Origin of the sequence: Streptomyces gilvus (assembly GCF_022513565.1) — a bacterium.
GTDB lineage: Bacteria > Actinomycetota > Actinomycetes > Streptomycetales > Streptomycetaceae > Streptomyces > Streptomyces gilvus.
Genome location: NZ_JAKWBE010000009.1, coordinates 193918 through 213188, shown reverse-complemented (window position 1 = coordinate 213188; position 19271 = coordinate 193918). Strand labels below are relative to the sequence as shown.

The window sequence follows — 19271 nt, the reverse complement described above, 5'->3', positions numbered from 1 at the left end:
AACGCACGAGCACCCGCGATCTGGCAGAACCCTCAATGGCGATCAGGCGGCTTTCGCCTTAGTGGCATACATGTCCACGTACTCCTGCCCCGACAACCGCATGACCTCAGCCATCACGGAATCCGTCACGGCCCGCAGCACATACCGGTCCCGGTCCATCCCGTCGTACCGCGAGAACTCCATCGCCTCACCGAAACGAACGGTCACCTTCCCCGGCCGCGGCATCCCCGCTCCCCCCGGCTGCAACTTGTCCGTGCCGATCATCGCGAACGGAACGACGGGCGCACCGGTCATCAGGGTGAGGCGCGCGATACCGGTACGGCCGCGGTACAGCCGTCCGTCGGGGGAGCGCGTGCCCTCCGGGTAGATCCCGAAGACCTTGCCCTCCTCCAGCACACGCCGCCCGGTCATCAGCGCGGCCACGCCGCCGCGACCGCCGTCCCGGTCCACCGGGATCATGCCGACCCCGGTGAAGAACCAGGCCATCAGCCGTCCCTTGAGCGTCTTGCCGGTGACGTACTCGTCCTTGCCGATGAAGAACACCTGCCGGTCGCAGACGAGCGGAAGGATCATCGAGTCGATGAACGTGAGGTGGTTGCCGGCCAGGATCACCGGGCCGTCGCCCGGGATGTGCTCCACGCCCTCCACCTGTGGGCGGAACATCAGGCGCATGATCGGTCCGAGCACTGCCTTGATGAGCGCGAAGCGGGACAACGGGCCCTCCGGTGTCAAGCGGTTCCTTATGAGTCTGTGCAGGTGAGGACGATACTCGCGGTCCACGGCGTCGTGCACATCGGGGACACGGCGTTCACCGAGGTCTTACGCACTGTTGACGTAGGTTCACCTGCGGTGACACCGCGTTTCCCGCCCGTAACCGGCCCGGAACCGTGTGACGGAAGTCGCCCCGGTCGGACGTGTCCTCTCCCTATGGCTCACGACCCCTATGGCTCACGACCCCTATGGCTCACGACCCTGATGACTCACGACCCTGATGACTCACGACCCTGATGACTCACGACCTTTATGGCTTACGACATTCCGAGTCACCCACCTGTTCCGGTTCAGGCCTCCCTCGCGTCATGTCGACCCACCTACCATCGCGCCGGACACAGACGTCGGGCCGACGCCAGGGGAGGCGCTCATGGGAACGCAGGAGAACGAGCAGACAGGTGGCACCGGGCGGCGCGCGCTCCTCGGCGCGGCGGTGCTGGGCGCGGGCGGAGCCGTACTGGGCCTGTCCGGCACGGCGAGAGCGGCGGGCGCGGGCCACACCGGCGGCGGGCTGAAGAGCCTGCCCAAGCCGACGATCATCGGTCACCGCGGCGCCAGCGGCTACCGGCCCGAGCACACCTTCGGCTCCTACGACCTCGCCCTCGACCTGGGAGCCGACATCGTCGAGGCCGGCGACCTGGTGCCCACCAGGGACGGTCATCTCGTGTGCCGGCACGAGCCGGAGATCGGCGGGACGACGAACGTCGCCGACCACCCCGAGTTCGCCGGCCGCAGGACCACCAAGGTCCTCGACGGTGTCTCCACCACCGGCTGGTTCACCGAGGACTTCACGCTGGCCGAGCTGAAGACGCTGCGCGCGATCGAGCGCATCCCGGCCAACCGCCAGCACAACACCCTCTACAACGGCCGCTGGGAGATCCCCACCTTCGAGGAAGTCCTGAAGTGGCAGGACGAGCAGACCCGCAAGCGCGGCAAGCAGGTCTGGATCTACCCCGAGACCAAGCACCCCACGTACTTCCGCAAGCTGGGCCTGGGCCTGGAGGAGCGGGTCGCCAAGCTGCTGCACAAGTACGGCAAGGACAAGCGGAACTCGCCGGTCATCCTGCAGTCCTTCGAGCCGAGCAGCATCCAGCGGCTGAACACGCTCGTCGACAACCCGCTGGTCGTCCTGCTCTCCGGGGCGGGCACCCGTCCCTGGGACTTCGTCGAGGCCGGTGACCCGCGCACCGTCGACGACCTGATCACGCCCAAGGGCCTCAGGGAGATCGCGGGCTACGCGCAGGGCCTCGGCCCGACCCTCGACCTGATCATCACCAAGAAGGCGGACGGCAGCCTCGACAAGCCGACCACCCTGGTCTCCGACGCGCACAAGGTCGGCCTGATCCTGCACCCCTACACGATGCGCAACGAGAACCCCTTCCTGCCCGCCGAGTTCCGCAAGGGCACGGCCGCCGACGGCTACGGCGACCCCTTCGGCGCCTTCAAGGCGTACTTCGCCACCGGTATCGACGGCGTCTTCACCGACAACGCCGACACGGGTGTGCTGGCCCGCGCCGACTTCGTCAACGCATGAGCGTCCGGCCCCGGTTGGGGTGAACAGCCGGCCGCCCGGGCAACCCACCGCCCGGGCGGCCGCGTCGTGCCGCATGTGACGCACGATCTGCTCGCCACCCTGCGCCCCCTGCTCACCGCCGAGGCCTCGGCCGAGGCACATGCCTGCGGTACCGAACCCGCCGACCTGGAACAGGCGGTCTGGCTCCGCCTGCTGGAGCGTCTCGACTCCGTCGGCCCGCCCCGCGACCCGCACGGCTGGCTGCGCCGGGCCGTCCGCTCCGAGGTGCGCCGCAGCCGTCGTACGAACCGTCTCGAACGGCCGTACGCCGACGAGCCCGCGGACGACACGGGCCGTGACCCCGAGCAGCTCGCCCTCGCCGCCGCCCGCGGGCGGGCCCTGCGGGAGGCGGTCCGCCGGCTTCCCGGGCGCTGCCCCGGACTGGTGGAGGCGCTGCTCTCGCCGAAAGACCTGACATACCGGGAAATCGCGGGGGAGTTGGGTATCTCACAAGGAAGTCTCGGTCCGGAACGCTCCAGATGTCTGGGATGTCTTCGCCGTTTGCTCACATCGGAGGTTGCGGCCCGCTGAGCGCGGGGATAGGAGTGAGGGACAACGTGGCGATCAGGTGAGCGGGAGGCGTGCGCACATGGGCATGAGCGTGACCATCTCGGTGGCGACCGAGCAGGACGTGGAGCAGATCTTCAGGCTGCAGTACCTGTGCTTCCAGAGCGAGGCGGCGCTGTACGGCAACTACCGCATCGACCCGCTCGTCCAGAGTCTGGACTCGGTCCGCCAGGAGGTGGCCTCCGACTGCGTCTTCGTCGCACGCCTCGGTGAGGAGGTGGTCGGCTCGGTGCGCGGCCACGTCACCGAGGACGGAGCCGCCTCCATCGGCAAGCTCTGCGTCCACCCCCGTCTGCAGGGCCACGGCATCGGCGCGCGGCTGCTGCGCGCCGCCGAGACGGCCCTGGTGGCGGAGCGCGGCGCCAAGCGGTTCCGCCTGCACACCGGCCACCGCAGTGAGGGCAACCTCCGCCTGTACCGCCGCGTCGGCTACGAGACGGTCGGCACCTCCCAGGGCGCCGACGGCGTACCGATGATCGTCCTGGAGAAGCCGGCCGAGGCCTACGTCACTACGGCGTGACGGCGCGGTTCCTGCGCAGCCAGTACAGCGCGGAGACCGGCAGCAGCACCGGGATGAAGACGTACCCCATGCCGTAGTCCGACCACACCGTCGCGTCCGGGAAGGCCGACTTGTCGACCAGCGTCCAGGTGCCGACGATCAGTACGCCCGCGAGTTCGGCGGCGCAGCAGAACTGCGCCGCCTTGCGGGCCGTCTCCCCGCCGCGCACCAGCGTGTACGTGATGAAGCCGTAGACGACACCGGCGACGGCGGACAACGAGTAGGCGAGCGGGGCCCGGTCGAACTCGGTGGCGATCTGGTAGGCGGAGCGCGAGACCGCGCCGACGACCATCACGCCGTAGAACCAGACGAGCAGCATGCCCGGCCCGCTGATCAGCCGTGTCCTGGTCGGCTTCTCCTCCGTCACGGCCACCTCAGCCTCCCCAGATGTCATAGAGCCGCACCTCGAGCACGGCCAGCACCACACCGCCGGCGGCCACCGTCACCGAGCCCCAGCGGGTGCGCTCCGCGAGCGACATGAAGCCCGCCGCCGGAACGCACGCGAAGGCGCCCAGCAGATACGCCACGAAGATCGTCGTTCCCTGCTCCGGCTTCTCGCCGCGCGCCAGCAGCACGATCCCTACCACCAGCTGCACCACGGCCAGCAGCGACACCACGGCCATGCCGATGAAGTGCCAGTCCTTGGTCGGCTGGTCCCGGTAGGCGGCCCAGCCGCACCAGGCGGCGAGCAGCAGCGCGGCGACCCCGGTCACCAGGGTCAGGACGGTGAGCATGTCGTGACCTTATTACGGCGGAAATGGTCCGTCGCCGCCGACCCCTGTCCAGCACTGTCCGTCATGTGGACAGCACGTTCTTGGTCGCTCCCATACGTCTGCTTTACTGATCGCATGACCACGACGAGCTGCCGCATCCTTGCGACCGAGGCGACCCTGACGCCCGGTGCTCGTTGTCTGTGTCGAATGTGCGCCTTCTAGAGGGCCCCCGCACCACCCCGAGTCTCGCGCCCCGAAGCGAGCCGCCGCGGCATGTCCGTGCGTCGTGAGCCACGCATGTGACCGACCCGCCCCGCGCACGACTTTCCTCCCGTACCCGGGCACACCCACGCCCGCGTACTCGACAGTGACGGAAAACCCCAGTGATCACGACTTCAGGCCTGACCAAGGTCTACCGCTCACGCGGCCGTGAGGTCACCGCCCTGGACGGCGTCGACCTGCACGTCCGCGAAGGCGAGGTGTACGGCGTCATCGGCCAGTCCGGCGCCGGCAAGTCCTCGCTCATCCGCTGCGTCAACCTGCTGGAACGCCCCACCTCCGGGACGGTCACCGTCGCCGGCCAGGACCTCACCGCCCTCGCGGGACGCGGGCCCCGGGCCGGCAAGGAGCTGCGGCGGGCGCGCAGCCGTATCGGCATGGTCTTCCAGCACTTCAACCTGCTGTCCTCGCGCACCGTCCAGGACAACGTCGAACTGCCGCTGGAGATCCTCGGCACCTCCGGCCGGGAGCGCTCGCGCAAGGCGCTGGAACTGCTGGACCTCGTCGGCCTCGCCGACAAGGCGAGCGCCTACCCCGCCCAGCTCTCCGGCGGCCAGAAGCAGCGCGTCGGCATCGCCCGCGCCCTGGCCGGCGACCCCAAGGTGCTGCTGTCCGACGAGGCCACCAGCGCTCTCGACCCGGAGACCACCCGCTCCATCCTCCAGCTGCTGCGCGACCTCAACCGGCAGCTGGGCCTCACCGTCCTGCTCATCACCCACGAGATGGACGTCGTGAAGTCGGTCTGCGACTCGGCCGCGCTGATGGAGAACGGCCGCATCGTCGAGTCCGGCACGGTCGGCGAACTCCTCGCCACCCCCGGCTCCGAGCTGGCCTCCGCGCTCTTCCCGGTCGGCGGCGACGCCACCGGCGAGGACCGCACGGTCGTCGACGTCACCTTCCAGGGCGAGGCCGCCACACAGCCCGTCATCTCCCAGCTCTCGCGCACCTACAACATCGACATATCGATCCTCGGCGCCGCCATCGACACCGTCGGCGGCCTCCAGGTCGGCCGGATGCGCATCGAACTGCCCGGCCGCTACGAGGACAACGTCGTGCCGATCGGCTTCCTGCGCGAACAGGGCCTGCAGATCGACGTCGTGAGCGGACCCCAGCTGGTGAAGGAAGGTGCCAGGTGACCTGGACCGAGATGCAGCCCCTGCTGTCCCAGGCGTGTTGGGACACCCTCTACATGGTCGGCTGGTCCACCCTGATCGCCGTCGTCGGCGGGCTTCCGCTCGGCATCCTGCTCGTCCTCACCGACCGGGGCGGACTGCTGCAGAACGTCCTTGCCAACAAGGTCATCGGGCAGGTCGTGAACATCGCCCGCTCGATGCCGTTCATCATCCTCATGGTCGCGCTGATGACCTTCACCCGCTGGATCACCGGCACGACCATCGGCCGCGAGGCCGCCATCGTGCCGCTCGCCATCGGCGCCATCCCCTTCTTCGCCCGCCTGGTCGAGACGGCTGTCCGCGAAGTGGACGGCGGGCTCGTCGAGGCCGTGCAGTCGATGGGCGGCAACACCTGGACGATCGTGCGCACGGTCCTCGTACCGGAGGCCCTGCCCTCGCTGATCGCCGGCACCACCACCACGATCGTCGCCCTCGTCGGCTACTCCGCCATGGCCGGCACCGTCGGCGCCGGCGGACTCGGCGACATCGCCATCCGCTACGGCTACCAGCGCTTCGAGACCCAGCTGATGTGGATCACCGTGGCCATCCTCGCCGTGGTCATCTCGCTCATCCAGTTCGCCGGCGACTTCGCGGCCCGCTCGCTGCACTCCCGGGGCGGACGCTCCGGACCCGCGCCGAAGCTGCGGCTGCTGAAGGCCGAGGAGCAGGCCGCGGCCGACGTCGGCAAGGTCGCGTAAGCGCTCACGGCGCCCCTCTCAGACTCCCCGCACCACCGACCGCGGGGTCGCTGCACCCAAAAGGAAAGGCACTTTTCGTGCGTAACACCGCAAAGTTCAGCACCGCCGTCCTCGCCGCCGGAGCCCTCACCTTCGGGCTCACCGCCTGCGGCTCGGGCTCGGACTCGGCATCGAGCTCCTCCGACTACAGCGGACCGCTGGTCGTCGCCGCGAGCCCCACCCCGCACGCCGAGATCCTGAACTACGTGAAGGACAACCTGGCGAAGAAGGCCGGACTCGACCTGGAGGTCAAGGAGTTCCAGGACTACATCGTCCCGAACACCGCCACCGAGGACGGCTCGGTCGACGCCAACTACTTCCAGAACCAGCCCTACCTCGACGACTTCAACGCCAAGCGCGGCACCCACATCGTGCCCGTCGTCACGGTGCACCTGGAGCCGCTCGGCCTCTACTCCCACAAGGTCAAGAAGGCCGACGCCCTCAAGAGCGGCGCGACGATCGCCGTCCCGAACGACGCGGTCAACGAGGCGCGCGCCCTCAAGCTGCTCGCCGCGAACGGCCTCATCACGCTCAAGGACGGCGCCGGCAACGAGGCGACCCCGCAGGACATCTCCAAGAACCCCAGGAACCTCGAGTTCAAGGAGGTCGAGGCGGCCCAGACCGCGCGCTCCCTGGACGACGTGGACGCCGCCGTCGTCAACGGCAACTACGCCATCTCCGCGGGCATCAAGCCCGCCAAGGACGCGCTCGTCCTGGAGTCCGCGAAGAACAGCCCGTACGGCAACTTCCTCGCGGTGAAGAAGGGCAACGAGAAGGACCCGCGCGTGAAGAAGCTCGCGAAGCTGCTCACCTCGCCCGAGGTGAAGAAGTTCATCGAGGACAAGTACCAGGGCTCGGTCATCCCCTCCTTCTGAGCCGGGGCGTTCTCCGCCGCCGACGGCACGTATACGGCGTATCGGCACGCACGGGGTCCACTCGCTTACGTGCAGTGGACCCCGTGGTGCGGTTCCGGGGGCTCATGCTGCATGCTGGGCAGTTCAGCAGGCCCTGAACATTTTCCAGAGGTTACGGAGCGGCGCATGGCGAGCACCTTCCCCAACATCTCCATCAGCACGGAGCGGTTGGTGCTGCGTCCCTTCGACGAGGACGACACGTCCGCGCTGGTCGAGATGATGAACGACGAGCAGGTCGTCGCCTGGACCTCCGCCCCGCACCCCTACACCGAGGCCGACGCCCGCCGCTGGGCCACCCGACTCGCCCCGGCCGAACGGACCGAGGGCCGTGGCATCGTCTTCGCGGTGACGGAGTTCCTCACCCAGCGCCTCGTCGGCATCGTGCACCTGCAGAACACGGACTGGCGCGTCCGCTCCAGCGAGATCGCCTACGTCATCGCGCCCTGGGCCCGCGGCGAGGGCTACGCCTCGGAAGCGGCGCTCGTCACCGCCCAGTGGCTCTTCCAGGACCAGAAGTTCGAGCGCCTCGAACTGCGCACCGCCGCCGACAACACCGCCTCCCAGCAGGTGGCCCAGAAGATCGGCTGCATCAGCGAGGGCATCCTGCGCAACGCCTGGATAGCCCGTGCCAGGACCGGCGACGGCGACTGGGCCGACGTACGCACCGACGTCATCGTCTGGAGCCTGCTGCCGGAGGACCTCGCCGGAGTCAGCGAACAACTGGCCGACACCGGTGGTTTCACCTCCTTCACCGACTGGAACTGAACCCTCGGGGCACCGAGAGGTACCCTCACGGAGCCCGACCTGCGCAAACCCCCTGGAGACCGACGACTATGGCCGACCGCGTCACGGTGATCGGCTGGGACGGATCGCCGCTGACCGCCGCGGCACGCTCCGCCCTGGGCGCCGCGACCCTGGTGGCCGGTGCCGCCCACCATCTGGCGCTGCCCGAGGTACCGCCCCGCGCCGAGCGCATCCGGCTCGGCAGTGTCGCCCTCGCCGCCCGCCGCATCGCCCGCCACCGCGGCACCGCGGTCGTCATCGCGGACGGCGACCCCGGCTTCTTCGGCGTCGTACGCACCCTGCGCGCACCCGAGTTCGGCCTCGAGGTCGAGGTCGTCCCCGCCGTCTCCTCCGTCGCCGCCGCCTTCGCCCGCGCCGGCATGCCCTGGGACGACGCACACGTGGTCGTCGCCCACCGCCGCACCCTGCGACGCGCGGTGAACGTGTGCCGCGCCCACACCAAGGTCGCCGTCCTCACCTCACCCGGCGCCGGCCCCGCCGAACTCGGCCTGCTGATGGAGGGCGTGCACCGCACCTTCGTCATCTGCGAGGAACTCGGTACCGAACGCGAACAGGTCACCGTCGTCACCTCCGACAAGGCCGCCGACCACACCTGGCGCGACCCGAACGTCGTCATCGTCGTCGGCGGCACCGCCGGCGCCGCGGACGGCGGCGGCTGGATCGCCGGCCGCGACCCCGCCGCCGCCCCGCGCGGCTGGACGCTGCCCGCCGAGGCCTACGGCGGTCTCATGGGCGAGGGCGAACTGGAACCGCTGCGCGCCGCCCAACTCGCCCGGCTCGGCCCGCGCGTCGGCGACCTCGTCTGGGACATCGGCTGCGGCAGCGGCGCGTTCGCCACCGAGGCCGCCCGCGCCGGGGCCGCCGTCATCGCCGTCGACCACGACCCGCGAGCCTGCGAACGGACCGAGGCCAACGCGCGCGCCTTCGGACTCCAGCTCCAGGTCGTGCAGGGCACCGCCCCGCACGTACTGGAGAACCTCCCCGAGCCCGACGTCGTGCGCGTCGGCGGCGGGGGAGCGGCCGTGGTCTCCGCGGTCGCCGACCGACGGCCGCAGCGCGTCGTCACCCACGCGGCCACCCGCGACGAGGCCGAACTCGTCGGCCGGGACCTCACCGAGCACGGCTACCGGGTCGAGTGCGCCCTGCTGCAGTCCGTCGAACTCGACACCAGGGCCTGGACGGAGACGGAGCGGAGCGTCGCGTTCCTGCTCAGCGGCGCGCTCCCGGAGCGCACCCCGTGATTCCGCCGCCGTCCCAGTGATCCTGTTTTCTTCCCTCCCGGTGATCCGCTCGTCGTACCGCTCGCGGTAGGCTGGCCGACCGTTGTACCGCACCGGGTGGCCCGGCGTTTCGTTCGCCAATGTCCGGAAAACGCGCCCCTTTTGGGGTGGGTGTGGTACGTCGAAACCGGAGGACGCGCAACGTGGCGCAGTCCACAGCGGACCGTCGCGGATCAAGCTGTCGCGACGGCGGAACGACCGGGACAATGCCACCGAATGGCTTTGTCGCCTTTTACGGGCGGGTCGTTCGTGCCGCTGGGCACGCACGCTCGTTCTTCACTGCGGGGGCGGTCGGTGCGCCGTTCCCGGTGGCTGGACCGAGAAGCACTAACCGATGGGCGAGGGGTACGCATGACCGACACCGGCCAGGTCCCGGGCGAGGGGCTGCCGGAGAACGCAGGCATGGTGGAACAGCCGGGCGTTCCCGCGCACGGTGCGTACACCTACCTCTCCGAGACCACCGCCGAGGACGAAGACCTGTTGCTGTTGCCGGGCGCGCAGAGCCCCTGGGGCAACGAGGTCGCCCCGCCCGCGCCCGAGCCGGTCGTCGAGACCGTGCACGAGCCGGGCCCGCACGAGACGGCGGGCCGCGACAGCGGCTCGGTCGACCTCGGCGGCGTCCGCCTGCCCGACCCGGCCCCGACGCGCTCGGCCCCGTCCGTGCCGATCCCGCCGATCACCCCGCGCCGCCCGCTGCACCTCGGCCCGCCCACCCCCGACGCCTCCGCCAGCCCGGTCCGCTCCCTCGCCGACCGCGGCCCCGCGGGCGCCCCGGTCCGCCACCCCGGCCCGCCGACGGTCGGCCCCGAATACCTCGACGCACCCCCGCAGGGCGCGGTCCCCTGGGGCGCCCCGCCCCAGCCCTCGGCGGCCCCCGGGGCACCGGCTGCGGAAACGGTTGTTCCGTCCCCGAGCCGCCCCACGGAGCCGCTGGGCGCCGCACAGGCGGTGATGGCCCGCATCACGACCGAGGCGACCGCCGTCCAGGGACAGGAGACCGCGTACGATGCGCTGGGCGAGTCCGCCCAGGCCATGGCCGGACCCGAGACCGCGGCGACGGGGCACAGCGGGGAACTCGGCCGGCCGGTGCCTGGCGCGGGGAACGCTCATGGTGCTGCGATCCAGCAAGGTGAGCCGCTGAGCCAGGCCACGCAGGGCGCCGCCGCCGACCACGATGCCGAGAGCGGCCAGAACGAACCGAGCCAGCAGGCCGGCGAACTCGCCCATGGCGCGCAGCCGGAGCAGGGCGGTGTGCCCGGCCATGGCATCCAGTCCGAGCAGGGCGATCTGGTCGGCCATGGCGCGCAGCCCGAGCAGGGCAGTGTGCTCGGTCATGGTGCGGAGCCTGGGCAGGGCGGTGTGCCTGGTCATGGCGTCCAGTCCGAGCAGGGCGGCGTGCTCGGTCACGGTGAAGGGCCCGGGCACGGCGGTGTGTCTGGTCAAGGCGTCCAGTCCGGCCAGGGCGATCTGGTCGGCCATGGCGCGCAGCTCGAGCAGGGCAGTGTGCTTGACCAAGCTGAGGAGCCCGGGCAGGGCGGTGTCCTCGAGCACGCTGCCCCCGGAAACGAGGGTGAGCCGGGCCATGGCGCGGAGGCCGGCCAGGTCGCAGGGCCTGGCCATGGCGCCGAATCCGGCCAGGTCGCTGACCCCGGCCATGGCGCCGAGTCCGCGCACGGTGCCGTGCCCGGTGATGCCGCGCAGTCTGCTCTGAGCGCCGCGCCCGCCCATGGCGTGCACTCCGGGCAGGACGGCGAGGTCGTGTTCGGCGGGTCCGCCGTGGCGTCCGTGGACGCCGACGGTGCCGCGCCCGGCGCGGAAAGTGGTCAGCTCGCCGCAGCCTCCGGTTCCGCAGACGGCGGGCCCGTGACGGCCGGTGTCGTGGAAGCCGGGCTTCCGGTCGCGGGCGACGCCGTCGCTGCCGGTGGAGACGGCGCGGGCACTGTGCCCGCCTCGGAAGTCGTCGCCGAGCACGCCGGTACGACCGCTGCAGTTCCGGAGGCGGAGGCGGCGCCCCTCGCCGAAGGCGACCAGCACGGCGGGCCGGCCGACCAAACCGCGCCCGCCGCGCAGACCGTGGCGGCCACAGGAGTCGAGGTCGGCGACGACGCCGGTCAGCTCCCGGAGGCCGTACCGGTTCCGGTGACCGAGTCGGCCGAGAACGCCCAGTTCCCGGCGCCTGAAAGTGAGCAGGTGGGCGGCGTCGGTGGACCCGAGGCCGGTGACGTGTCCGACGCGGTCGAGGCCATCCAGGCGCCGGAGGTCATGGCGCCGGACGCCGGTCAGGCCGCGGACTCCGCCGATCTCGCCCCCGCCCAGCCGACCGACACGGCCGTACCGGTTCCGGTGACCGAGCCGTCGGAGGACGCCCAGTTCCCGGCGCCTGAAAGTGAGCAGGTAGGCGGCGTCGGTGGACCCGAGGCCGGCGATGTGTCCGACGCGGTCGAGGCCATCCAGGCGCCGGAGGTCATGGCGCCGGACGCCGGTCAGGCCGCGGACTCCGCCGATCTCGCCCCCGCCCAGCCGACCGACACGGCCGTACCGGCGCAGGGCCCCGACACCGCCGTAACCCCCGAAGCTCCGGACAACACCCCGTTCCCGGCGGCTCCGCACACGTCTCACCCGGCGGACGGTTCTCCGGCGCCGGTCGAGGACGCGGACAGACAGTCCGCCCCGAGCGGTGAGCCGACCACGCCGGTAGCCCCCCAGCTCGTAGAGGCGGTGAGCCCGGTCCAGGACCCGGCGGCCCCCCTTCAGGGCCCCGTACTGAACACCCCGGAACACCACGCCCCCACCTCGGCGGACCCGGCGAACGCACCCCAGCCCGTAGCCGTCACCAACGCCCCGGACACCGCGGCATCGGCCGCCGAGGAGCAGCCCGGACCCACGGCCGGGCCCCAAGCCGGCCAGTCCCTCGGGCAGTTCGTGCCCGTGGAGGGCTCCGTCCCGACCACGCCCCACCTCGCGCCGACCCCGCCCCACGCGCTTACCCTCCCCCCGGAGGACGCGCCGGAGGCGGTCGCGCCGGTCCCCGCCCCGCGCGAGGCCGATCCCGAACTCGTACAACACGCGGACGACCTGGACACCCGGGCCGCCGACCAGGAAGAGAGCACGGCGCCAGTGGAAGAAGTTCGACAGTCCACCGGCCCGGCCGCACCCGCCTACGACGACGCCGAGCGCGAGGCCGTGCTGAAGGTGATGCGCGAGCGCCGCGACATCCGCAACGGCTTCCGCGCCGACCCCATCCCGCACGAGGTGCTGCTCCGCGTCCTGGAGGCCGCGCACACGGCCCCGTCCGTCGGCCACTCGCAGCCCTGGGACTTCGTCGTCATCCGCTCCGCCGACACCCGGCGCAGCATGCACGAACTGGCCATGCGCCAGCGGGACGCCTACGCGAAGTCGCTGCCCAAGGGGCGGGCGAAGCAGTTCAAGGAACTGAAGATCGAGGCCATCCTCGACACCCCGGTGAACATCGTCGTCACCGCCGACCCGACCCGCGGCGGCCGGCACACCCTCGGCCGGCACACCCAGCCGCAGATGGCGCCGTACTCCGCCGCCCTCGCCGTCGAGAACCTCTGGCTCGCCGCCCGTGCCGAAGGCCTCGGCGTCGGCTGGGTCAGCTTCTTCGACGAGCGGGAGATGGTCCGCGCGCTGGGGCTGCCCGAGCATCTGGAGGTCATCGCCTACCTGTGCGTGGGCTACGTCGACGAATTCCCCGACGAGCCCGAGCTGATGCAGGCCGGCTGGTCCAAGCGCCGTCCGCTGTCCTGGGTCGTGCACGAGGAGACGTACGGCCGCCGGGCCCTGCCCGGTGAGGAGCCGCACGACCTGCTCTCCGAGACCGTCGCCCAGATCCGCCCGCTGGACGCCAAGGCGCTCGGCGAGGCCTGGGAGCGGCAGAAGCGGATGACCAAGCCGGCCGGCGCGCTCGGCATGCTGGAGATCATCTCCGCGCAGCTGTCCGGGCTGTCCCGCCAGTGCCCGCCGCCGATCCCGGAGCCCGCGGCCGTCGCGATCTTCGCCGGCGACCACGGGGTGCACGCCCAGGGCGTCACCCCCTGGCCGCAGGAGGTCACCGCCCAGATGGTGGCCAACTTCCTCGGCGGCGGAGCGGTCTGCAACGCCTTCGCGGGTCAGGTCGGCGCCGAGGTGTGCGTCGTGGACGTCGGTGTCGCCGCCGACCTTCCCGCGACCCCGGGGCTGCTGCCCCGCAAGGTCCGTGCCGGCACGTCCGACATGACGACCGGTCCCGCGATGACCCGCGAGGAGGCCAAGCAGGCCATCGAGGTCGGCATCGAGACGGCCCGTGACCTGGTGGCGGCCGGCAACAAGGCGCTGCTGACCGGCGAGATGGGCATCGCGAACACCACCGCGTCCGCCGCGCTCATCTCGGTGTTCACGGACACCGACCCCGCCGAGGTCACCGGCCGCGGTACCGGCATCAACGACGAGACGCTCGCCCGCAAGACCGAGGTCGTGCGGCGCGCCATCGAGTTCCACCAGCCGGATCCGGCCGACCCCATCGGCGTGCTCGCCGCGATCGGGGGCTTCGAACACGCGGCGATGGTGGGCCTGTTGCTGGGCGGCGCCTCCCTGCGCACGCCGGTCATCCTGGACGGCGTCAGCGCCGGCGCCGCCGCCCTGGTGGCCCGCGCGATCGCCCCCGAGGTCCTGGCCGCCTGCATCGCGGGCCACCGCAGCGCCGAGCCGGGGCACGTGGCCGCGCTCAACAAGCTGGGCCTGCGCCCCCTGGTCGACCTCGACCTCCGGCTCGGCGAGGGCACGGGCGCCCTGCTGGCCCTGCCGCTGGTGCAGAGCACGGCCCGCGCGATGCACGAGGTGGCGACCTTCGACTCCGCGGGCGTCACCGAGAAGTAGCTCGCCCGCCGGGGTGGGGTACGCGCTCCTGCGCGCCTCCCACCCCGGCCGTACGCTGAACCCCATCACCGAAATCCGCACGTCAGGGTTGCTCCAGTGCCGTAGCGCCCATCGCATTGCCAGCAGGACGAGGAGCCGCACCTCATGGCCGAACACCCCGCCTACCCCGTAGGTCTCCGCCTCTTGGGCCGCAAAGTGGTCGTTCTCGGCGGCGGCCAGGTCGCCCAGCGCCGCCTTCCGGCCCTGATCGCGGCCGGCGCGGACGTCCTGCTCGTCTCCCCGGAGGCGACCCCGTCCGTCGAGGCGATGGCGGACGCGGGCGAGATCACCTGGGCCAGGCGCCCCTACGAGGAGGGCGACCTCGCCGACGCCTGGTACGCCCTCATCGCCACCGGCGACCGCGAGGCGAACACCCGGGCCTCCGCCGAGGCCGAACGCCACCGCGTGTGGTGCGTGCGCTCCGACGACGCCGAGGCCGCGACGGCCTGGACGCCGGCCACCGGCCACAGCGAGGGCGTCACCGTCGCCGTGCTGACCACGGACACGCACAGCCCCGACCCGCGCCGCACCGCCGCGATCCGCGACGCCGTCGTGGAGGGGCTGCGCGACGGCACCCTCGTCGCCCCGCACCACCGCGGCCGCACGCCCGGCGTCGCCCTCGTCGGCGGCGGACCCGGCGACCCGGACCTCATCACCGTCCGCGGCCGGCGGCTGCTCGCCGAGGCCGACGTCGTCATCGCCGACCACCTCGGCCCGCGCGACCTGCTCGCCGAACTGCCGCCGCACGTCGAGGTGATCGACGCGGCGAAGCTGCCGTACGGCCGTTTCATGGCTCAGGAGGCCATCAACAACGCGCTGATCGAGCACGCCAAGCAGGGCAAGTCGGTCGTACGGCTCAAGGGCGGCGACCCCTTCGTCTTCGGCCGGGGCATGGAGGAGGTCCAGGCACTCGCCGAGGCCGGCATCCCCTGCACGGTGGTTCCCGGCATCTCCAGCTCGATCTCGGTGCCGGGCGCGGCCGGAATCTCGGTCACCCACCGCGGGCTCGCGCAGGCGTTCACCGTGGTCAGCGGGCATGTCGCCCCCGACGACGAGCGCTCGCTGATCGACTGGCAGGCGCTGGCGAAGGTGTCCGGCACGCTGGTGGTCCTCATGGGCGTCGACAAGATCGGGAAGATCGCCGAGACCCTGGTCGCGCACGGCAAGGACCCCGAGACCCCGGTCGCCCTGGTCCAGGAGGGCACCACGGCGGGCCAGCGCCGGGTGGACGCGACGCTGGTGACGGTCGCGGAGGCGGTCCGTAGGCACGAGGTGAAGGCGCCGTCGGTCATCGTCATCGGCGAGGTCGTGGGAGTGGGTCCGCGAGCGGTCGAGTAACCCGGGGTAACACAACCTGTTCCGAGCCGTTGGCACCACACCCAGGACAAGGCAGTATCACCCTGTGGCCGATCTCATCACCGTCGAGGATCCCGACGACCCCCGCCTGCGCGACTACACGGGCCTGACCGACGTGGAACTGCGCCGCAAACGAGAACCGGCCGAGGGCCTGTTCATCGCCGAGGGCGAGAAGGTCATCAGACGGGCCAAGGACGCCGGGTACGAGATGCGTTCGATGCTGCTGTCCGCCAAGTGGGTCGACGTCATGCGGGACGTCATCGACGAACTCCCGGCTCCGGTGTACGCGGTCAGCCCCGAGCTCGCCGAGCAGGTCACCGGCTACCACGTGCACCGCGGCGCGCTCGCCTCCATGCAGCGCAAACCCCTGCCCACGGCCGCCGAACTCCTGCAGACCACCCGCCGGGTCGTCGTCATGGAGTCGGTCAACGACCACACCAACATCGGCGCGATCTTCCGCTCGGCCGCGGCCCTCGGCATGGACGCGGTCCTGCTCTCCCCGGACTGCGCCGACCCCCTCTACCGCCGCAGCGTCAAGGTCTCCATGGGCGCGGTCTTCTCCGTGCCCTACGCCCGCCTCGACACCTGGCCCAAGGGTCTGGAGTCGGTCCGCGAGGCCGGCTTCACCCTCCTCGCCCTCACCCCGGACGAGAAGGCGAGGTCCCTCGACGAGGCCGCCCCGCACAAGATGGACCGCGTCGCCCTGATGCTCGGCGCCGAGGGGGACGGCCTGTCCACCCAGGCCCTGGTCGCCGCCGACGAATGGGTCCGCATCCCGATGTCGCACGGCGTCGACTCCCTGAACGTGGGCGCGGCGGCCGCGGTCGCCTTCTACGCGGTGGCCACCGGCCGCCCCCAGGGCTGATGGCGCAGCGCGAGGCGATCGTCGCGGTCCTGCGCCGCGGCGACCGCGTTCTGGCGATCCGCCGCGCCGCTTCGGTCGCCCGCCCCGGCTACTGGCAGCCGCTGAGCGGCAAGGTCGAACCGGGGGAGACCCAGCGGGAGGCCGTCGTCCGGGAGATCCGGGAAGAGGTCGGCCTCATCGCGGTACCCCTCGCCAAGGTCTGGGAGTCGGACACCGACGACGGCGTGTTCCGCCTCCACTGGTGGACGGCGGACGCACCCACCGGCGAGGTGATCCCCGACCCGGCCGAGGTCGCCGACTTCCGCTGGGTCACCCCGGCGGAGTTCCTGACCCTGACCCCCGTCTTCGAAGGCGACCTGGAGTTCTTCGAGCGCGTCCTGCCCGGCCTGTGACGCCTGCCGGTGCCGTCACCAACGTGCCCGCGCCGCGCGCCTATTCGCGCCCCGGCTCCCCGGCCCGACCCTGCGGCTGCTCCTGTACGACCCCCCGGCCGCCGTCGCCCAGTCCGTGCGCCGGCCCCTGGCAGCCCTGTGCCGCGGCGATGCCGAGCGCGACCAGCAGCGTCACGACGACGAAGACGAACAGCCGCTGCCTCAGCAACCGCGGATTGGCCGGGCGCCGGCCCGTCCCCGTGGTCCTGGGCGCCGGCCGCCCCGTACCACTGCGCGGCGCGGGCCTGCTCCCGCTGCCGGAGCGGGTGCCACCCCGCGAGGTCGGCGTGGGCCGCGCGCCGGAGCGCGGAGGGCCACCCCGCGCCGCACCGCCCGGACCGGAGACACCGGAGTCCCGAGACACGGCGCCCGGACCGGCGGAACCGGAACCCCGCGACGGCACCCCACCACCCGGACCCGAGGGACCGGAACCCCGCGAGGGAACCCCGCCGCGCACCGGAGCCGAACCCCGGGGCGAGGACGAGGTACCCCTCGGCGGTGGCGTCCCCTGCGGGCGTCGCTGCTGGTCGGGATAGGTGTCGGCGAGCCGCCCGGTCGGCCGGTCCGCCTCCGCGGCACGCGGCGAGGGCGGCCGTACCTCACCGAGCCCCTGCGCCTCGCGCGTGGCGATCTCCTTCAGGCGCAGCGACAACTGCAGCGTGCTGGGCCGTTCCTCCGGGTCCTTCGCCAGACAGGCCCGCACCAGCGGAGCCAGGGCGTCCGGTACGCCGTGCAGCTGCGGCTCCTCGTGCACCACCCGGTACAGCATCACCTCGGAACTGCCGTGTCCGAAGGGCGAGTCGGCCATGGAGGCGTACGCCAGGGTCGCGCCGAGGGAGAAGACGTCCGTGGCCGGCGTGACCGTCGCCCCGCGCACCTGCTCGGGCGCGAGGAAGCCCGGGGAGCCGACGGCCGTGCCGACATGGGTGAGCGTGGACGCGCCGGTCGCCCAGGCGATGCCGAAGTCGATGATCCGCGGCCCCTTGGGGGACAGCAGGATGTTGGACGGCTTGAGATCCCGGTGCACCACGCCGGCCTCGTGCACCGCGACCAGCCCCTCCGACAGGGCGGCCCCGATGGCGGCGACCTCGGCCGCGCTCAGCGAGCCCTCGTCGGCGACCTTGTCGTGCAGCGAGGGGCCGGGCACGTACTGAGTGGCGAACCAGGGCCGGTCGGCCTCCAGATCGGCGGCGACCAGCCGGGCCGTGCACCCGCCCCGGATCCTCCGCGCGGCCGAGACCTCGCGCGCGAACCGCGAGCGGAACTCCTGGTCCTCCGCCAGGTCCGGCCGGATGACCTTCAACGCGACCCGCTGCCCCTTCTTGTCGGAGCCCAGGTACACCACGCCCATCCCGCCCGCGCCGAGCCGTCTGTGAAGCTTGAACGAGCCGACGACGCGCGGGTCCTCGCGCCTCAGGCGCATCATCGCCATGTTCATCCCCGCTGCCCGGTCCGTGTGACGTGGCACAGCTTACGTTTCCACGGCCGCCCGCGCGCAGAGGCCGCGCCCTCTCGTCCCGATCGATTGTCAGTGCCGGGTGGGAGACTTGAAGGGTGGTCAGGGGGCCGGGAAACAACGGCACTTCACACCAGCCGGTCTCCCAACCACCCATCACAGAAGGGGGATTGAACCCGTGAAGGGTGATCGCGTGGAGATAGTGGTGGACGCGGGGGACACGACCCGCACCTACGAGGTGGTGGCGAGCAGAGCGGGCCGCAGGGTCGAGACGGCTGTACGGCGCGGTGTCGTGGAAGTGAGCGAAGTCACCCGCAACGGCTCCGTGGTCCGGACGGCCCGCTTCATGGCCAACCGGGTCCTTGCCCTGGTGGAGCAGCCGGTGCCCAGGGAGGACAGCTCGGAAAAGCCGGTACACAGCGGGCGTCCCCTCGGGGAAGACCCTGAGACCTAGGTCCCCGTCTCCACCCAGGGGAGTACTCCCCACCGCACGGCTCATCCTCCGGGAGGCCCGGCAATCGGTACGAGGGCATGACGTGCGAAGAGCGCCCGAAGCCTAGATTTGAGGTCAAGCGGCGGGTGCAGCACTCGTCCCCCGAGGTCAGACACCCGCCGCTGCCAACGACAACTGAGACGGTCAGGAGAGGGACCATGGCTCTGACGGCACCGCGGACACAGTTCCGCAGGCTGGAGCGCACCGCGCACCGCCCGCGCCGCACGGGCCGGCGCCACCCCTTGGTGGCGACGCTCATGGTCCTCCCCCTGGCGGCCCTGCTCTTCTTCGTCTTCGACGGCTGGCAGACAGTGGCCACACAGGCGTCGTCCGTGGGCGTGATGCTGGGGCGCTGAGCGGCGACCCCAGGCCCGGAAGAGCGGTCCG

At 71.7% G+C, this 19271-nt stretch carries 18 protein-coding genes; 14 read left to right on the top strand and 4 right to left on the bottom strand.

Annotated features, from left to right (window positions below; genetic code table 11):
• Window positions 1–42 precede the first annotated feature (42 nt).
• Window positions 43–714 (bottom strand): lysophospholipid acyltransferase family protein, encoded by a 672-nt coding sequence (locus tag MKW14_RS16810; protein WP_133045042.1) that lies wholly within the window; start codon window positions 712–714, stop codon window positions 43–45.
• 427 nt (window positions 715–1141) lie between these two features.
• Here MKW14_RS16810 and MKW14_RS16805 point away from each other — a divergent pair, with 427 nt between their 5' ends.
• The 3 genes from MKW14_RS16805 to MKW14_RS16795 all read left to right on the top strand — a co-directional run bounded on the left by MKW14_RS16805 (window position 1142) and on the right by MKW14_RS16795 (window position 3431).
• Window positions 1142–2305 carry a glycerophosphodiester phosphodiesterase gene (locus MKW14_RS16805; protein ID WP_240863348.1) on the top strand — a complete coding sequence of 388 codons (1164 nt, stop codon included), beginning with the start codon at window positions 1142–1144 and terminating at the stop codon, window positions 2303–2305.
• Window positions 2306–2380: 75 nt separating this feature from the next.
• Window positions 2381–2875 carry an RNA polymerase sigma factor gene (locus MKW14_RS16800; protein WP_240863347.1) on the top strand — a complete coding sequence of 165 codons (495 nt, stop codon included), beginning with the start codon at window positions 2381–2383 and terminating at the stop codon, window positions 2873–2875.
• Between the two features lie 58 nt (window positions 2876–2933).
• Window positions 2934–3431 carry a GNAT family N-acetyltransferase gene (locus tag MKW14_RS16795; protein ID WP_240863346.1) on the top strand — a complete coding sequence of 166 codons (498 nt, stop codon included), beginning with the start codon at window positions 2934–2936 and terminating at the stop codon, window positions 3429–3431.
• On the opposite strand, the gene MKW14_RS16790 is transcribed toward MKW14_RS16795, so the two are convergent.
• Window positions 3421–3864 carry a hypothetical protein gene (locus MKW14_RS16790; protein WP_240863345.1) on the bottom strand — a complete coding sequence of 148 codons (444 nt, stop codon included), beginning with the start codon at window positions 3862–3864 and terminating at the stop codon, window positions 3421–3423. The genes MKW14_RS16795 and MKW14_RS16790 overlap by 11 nt on opposite strands.
• Window positions 3845–4204, bottom strand: a complete 360-nt coding sequence (locus tag MKW14_RS16785; protein ID WP_133044934.1) for a hypothetical protein — start codon at window positions 4202–4204, stop codon at window positions 3845–3847. Before MKW14_RS16785 ends, MKW14_RS16790 begins: the two co-directional genes overlap by 20 nt.
• A 362-nt stretch (window positions 4205–4566) precedes the next feature.
• On the opposite strand from MKW14_RS16785, the gene MKW14_RS16780 reads away from it, so the two are divergent.
• The 9 genes from MKW14_RS16780 to MKW14_RS16740 all read left to right on the top strand — a co-directional run bounded on the left by MKW14_RS16780 (window position 4567) and on the right by MKW14_RS16740 (window position 16896).
• Window positions 4567–5598, top strand: a complete 1032-nt coding sequence (locus MKW14_RS16780) for a methionine ABC transporter ATP-binding protein (RefSeq protein WP_240863344.1) — start codon at window positions 4567–4569, stop codon at window positions 5596–5598.
• Window positions 5595–6332, top strand: coding sequence for a methionine ABC transporter permease (locus tag MKW14_RS16775; protein WP_240863343.1), 738 nt, complete (start codon window positions 5595–5597; stop codon window positions 6330–6332). Before MKW14_RS16780 ends, MKW14_RS16775 begins: the two co-directional genes overlap by 4 nt.
• Window positions 6333–6409: 77 nt before the next feature.
• The gene (locus tag MKW14_RS16770) at window positions 6410–7246 is read left to right on the top strand and encodes a MetQ/NlpA family ABC transporter substrate-binding protein (RefSeq protein WP_240863342.1); all 837 of its coding nucleotides are present in this window, start codon (window positions 6410–6412) and stop codon (window positions 7244–7246) included.
• A gap of 165 nt (window positions 7247–7411) precedes the next feature.
• Window positions 7412–8050, top strand: a complete 639-nt coding sequence (locus tag MKW14_RS16765) for a GNAT family N-acetyltransferase (RefSeq protein ID WP_240863341.1) — start codon at window positions 7412–7414, stop codon at window positions 8048–8050.
• A gap of 68 nt (window positions 8051–8118) precedes the next feature.
• Complete coding sequence (gene cbiE, locus MKW14_RS16760) at window positions 8119–9330, top strand: precorrin-6y C5,15-methyltransferase (decarboxylating) subunit CbiE (protein WP_240863340.1); 1212 nt, start codon at window positions 8119–8121, stop codon at window positions 9328–9330.
• A 390-nt stretch (window positions 9331–9720) separates the two neighbouring features.
• Window positions 9721–14244 (top strand): nicotinate-nucleotide--dimethylbenzimidazole phosphoribosyltransferase, encoded by a 4524-nt coding sequence (cobT, locus tag MKW14_RS16755; RefSeq protein ID WP_240863339.1) that lies wholly within the window; start codon window positions 9721–9723, stop codon window positions 14242–14244.
• Window positions 14245–14388: 144 nt separating this feature from the next.
• Window positions 14389–15621: a uroporphyrinogen-III C-methyltransferase gene (cobA, locus tag MKW14_RS16750; RefSeq protein ID WP_240863338.1), complete on the top strand. Its 1233-nt coding sequence runs from the start codon at window positions 14389–14391 to the stop codon at window positions 15619–15621.
• Window positions 15622–15685: 64 nt separating this feature from the next.
• Window positions 15686–16504: a TrmH family RNA methyltransferase gene (locus MKW14_RS16745; RefSeq protein ID WP_240863337.1), complete on the top strand. Its 819-nt coding sequence runs from the start codon at window positions 15686–15688 to the stop codon at window positions 16502–16504.
• Window positions 16504–16896 (top strand): NUDIX domain-containing protein, encoded by a 393-nt coding sequence (locus MKW14_RS16740; RefSeq protein WP_240863336.1) that lies wholly within the window; start codon window positions 16504–16506, stop codon window positions 16894–16896. Before MKW14_RS16745 ends, MKW14_RS16740 begins: the two co-directional genes overlap by 1 nt.
• 40 nt (window positions 16897–16936) lie before the next feature.
• On the opposite strand, the gene MKW14_RS16735 is transcribed toward MKW14_RS16740, so the two are convergent.
• Window positions 16937–18373 carry a serine/threonine-protein kinase gene (locus MKW14_RS16735; protein ID WP_240863415.1) on the bottom strand — a complete coding sequence of 479 codons (1437 nt, stop codon included), beginning with the start codon at window positions 18371–18373 and terminating at the stop codon, window positions 16937–16939.
• Window positions 18374–18569: 196 nt separating this feature from the next.
• Between MKW14_RS16735 and MKW14_RS16730 the strand changes: the two genes are divergently transcribed.
• Together MKW14_RS16730 and MKW14_RS16725 are read left to right on the top strand one after the other, a co-directional pair.
• Window positions 18570–18845 (top strand): DUF8836 family protein, encoded by a 276-nt coding sequence (locus MKW14_RS16730; protein ID WP_133044924.1) that lies wholly within the window; start codon window positions 18570–18572, stop codon window positions 18843–18845.
• Between the two features lie 197 nt (window positions 18846–19042).
• Window positions 19043–19240 (top strand): hypothetical protein, encoded by a 198-nt coding sequence (locus MKW14_RS16725; protein ID WP_240863335.1) that lies wholly within the window; start codon window positions 19043–19045, stop codon window positions 19238–19240.
• Window positions 19241–19271 lie beyond the last annotated feature (31 nt).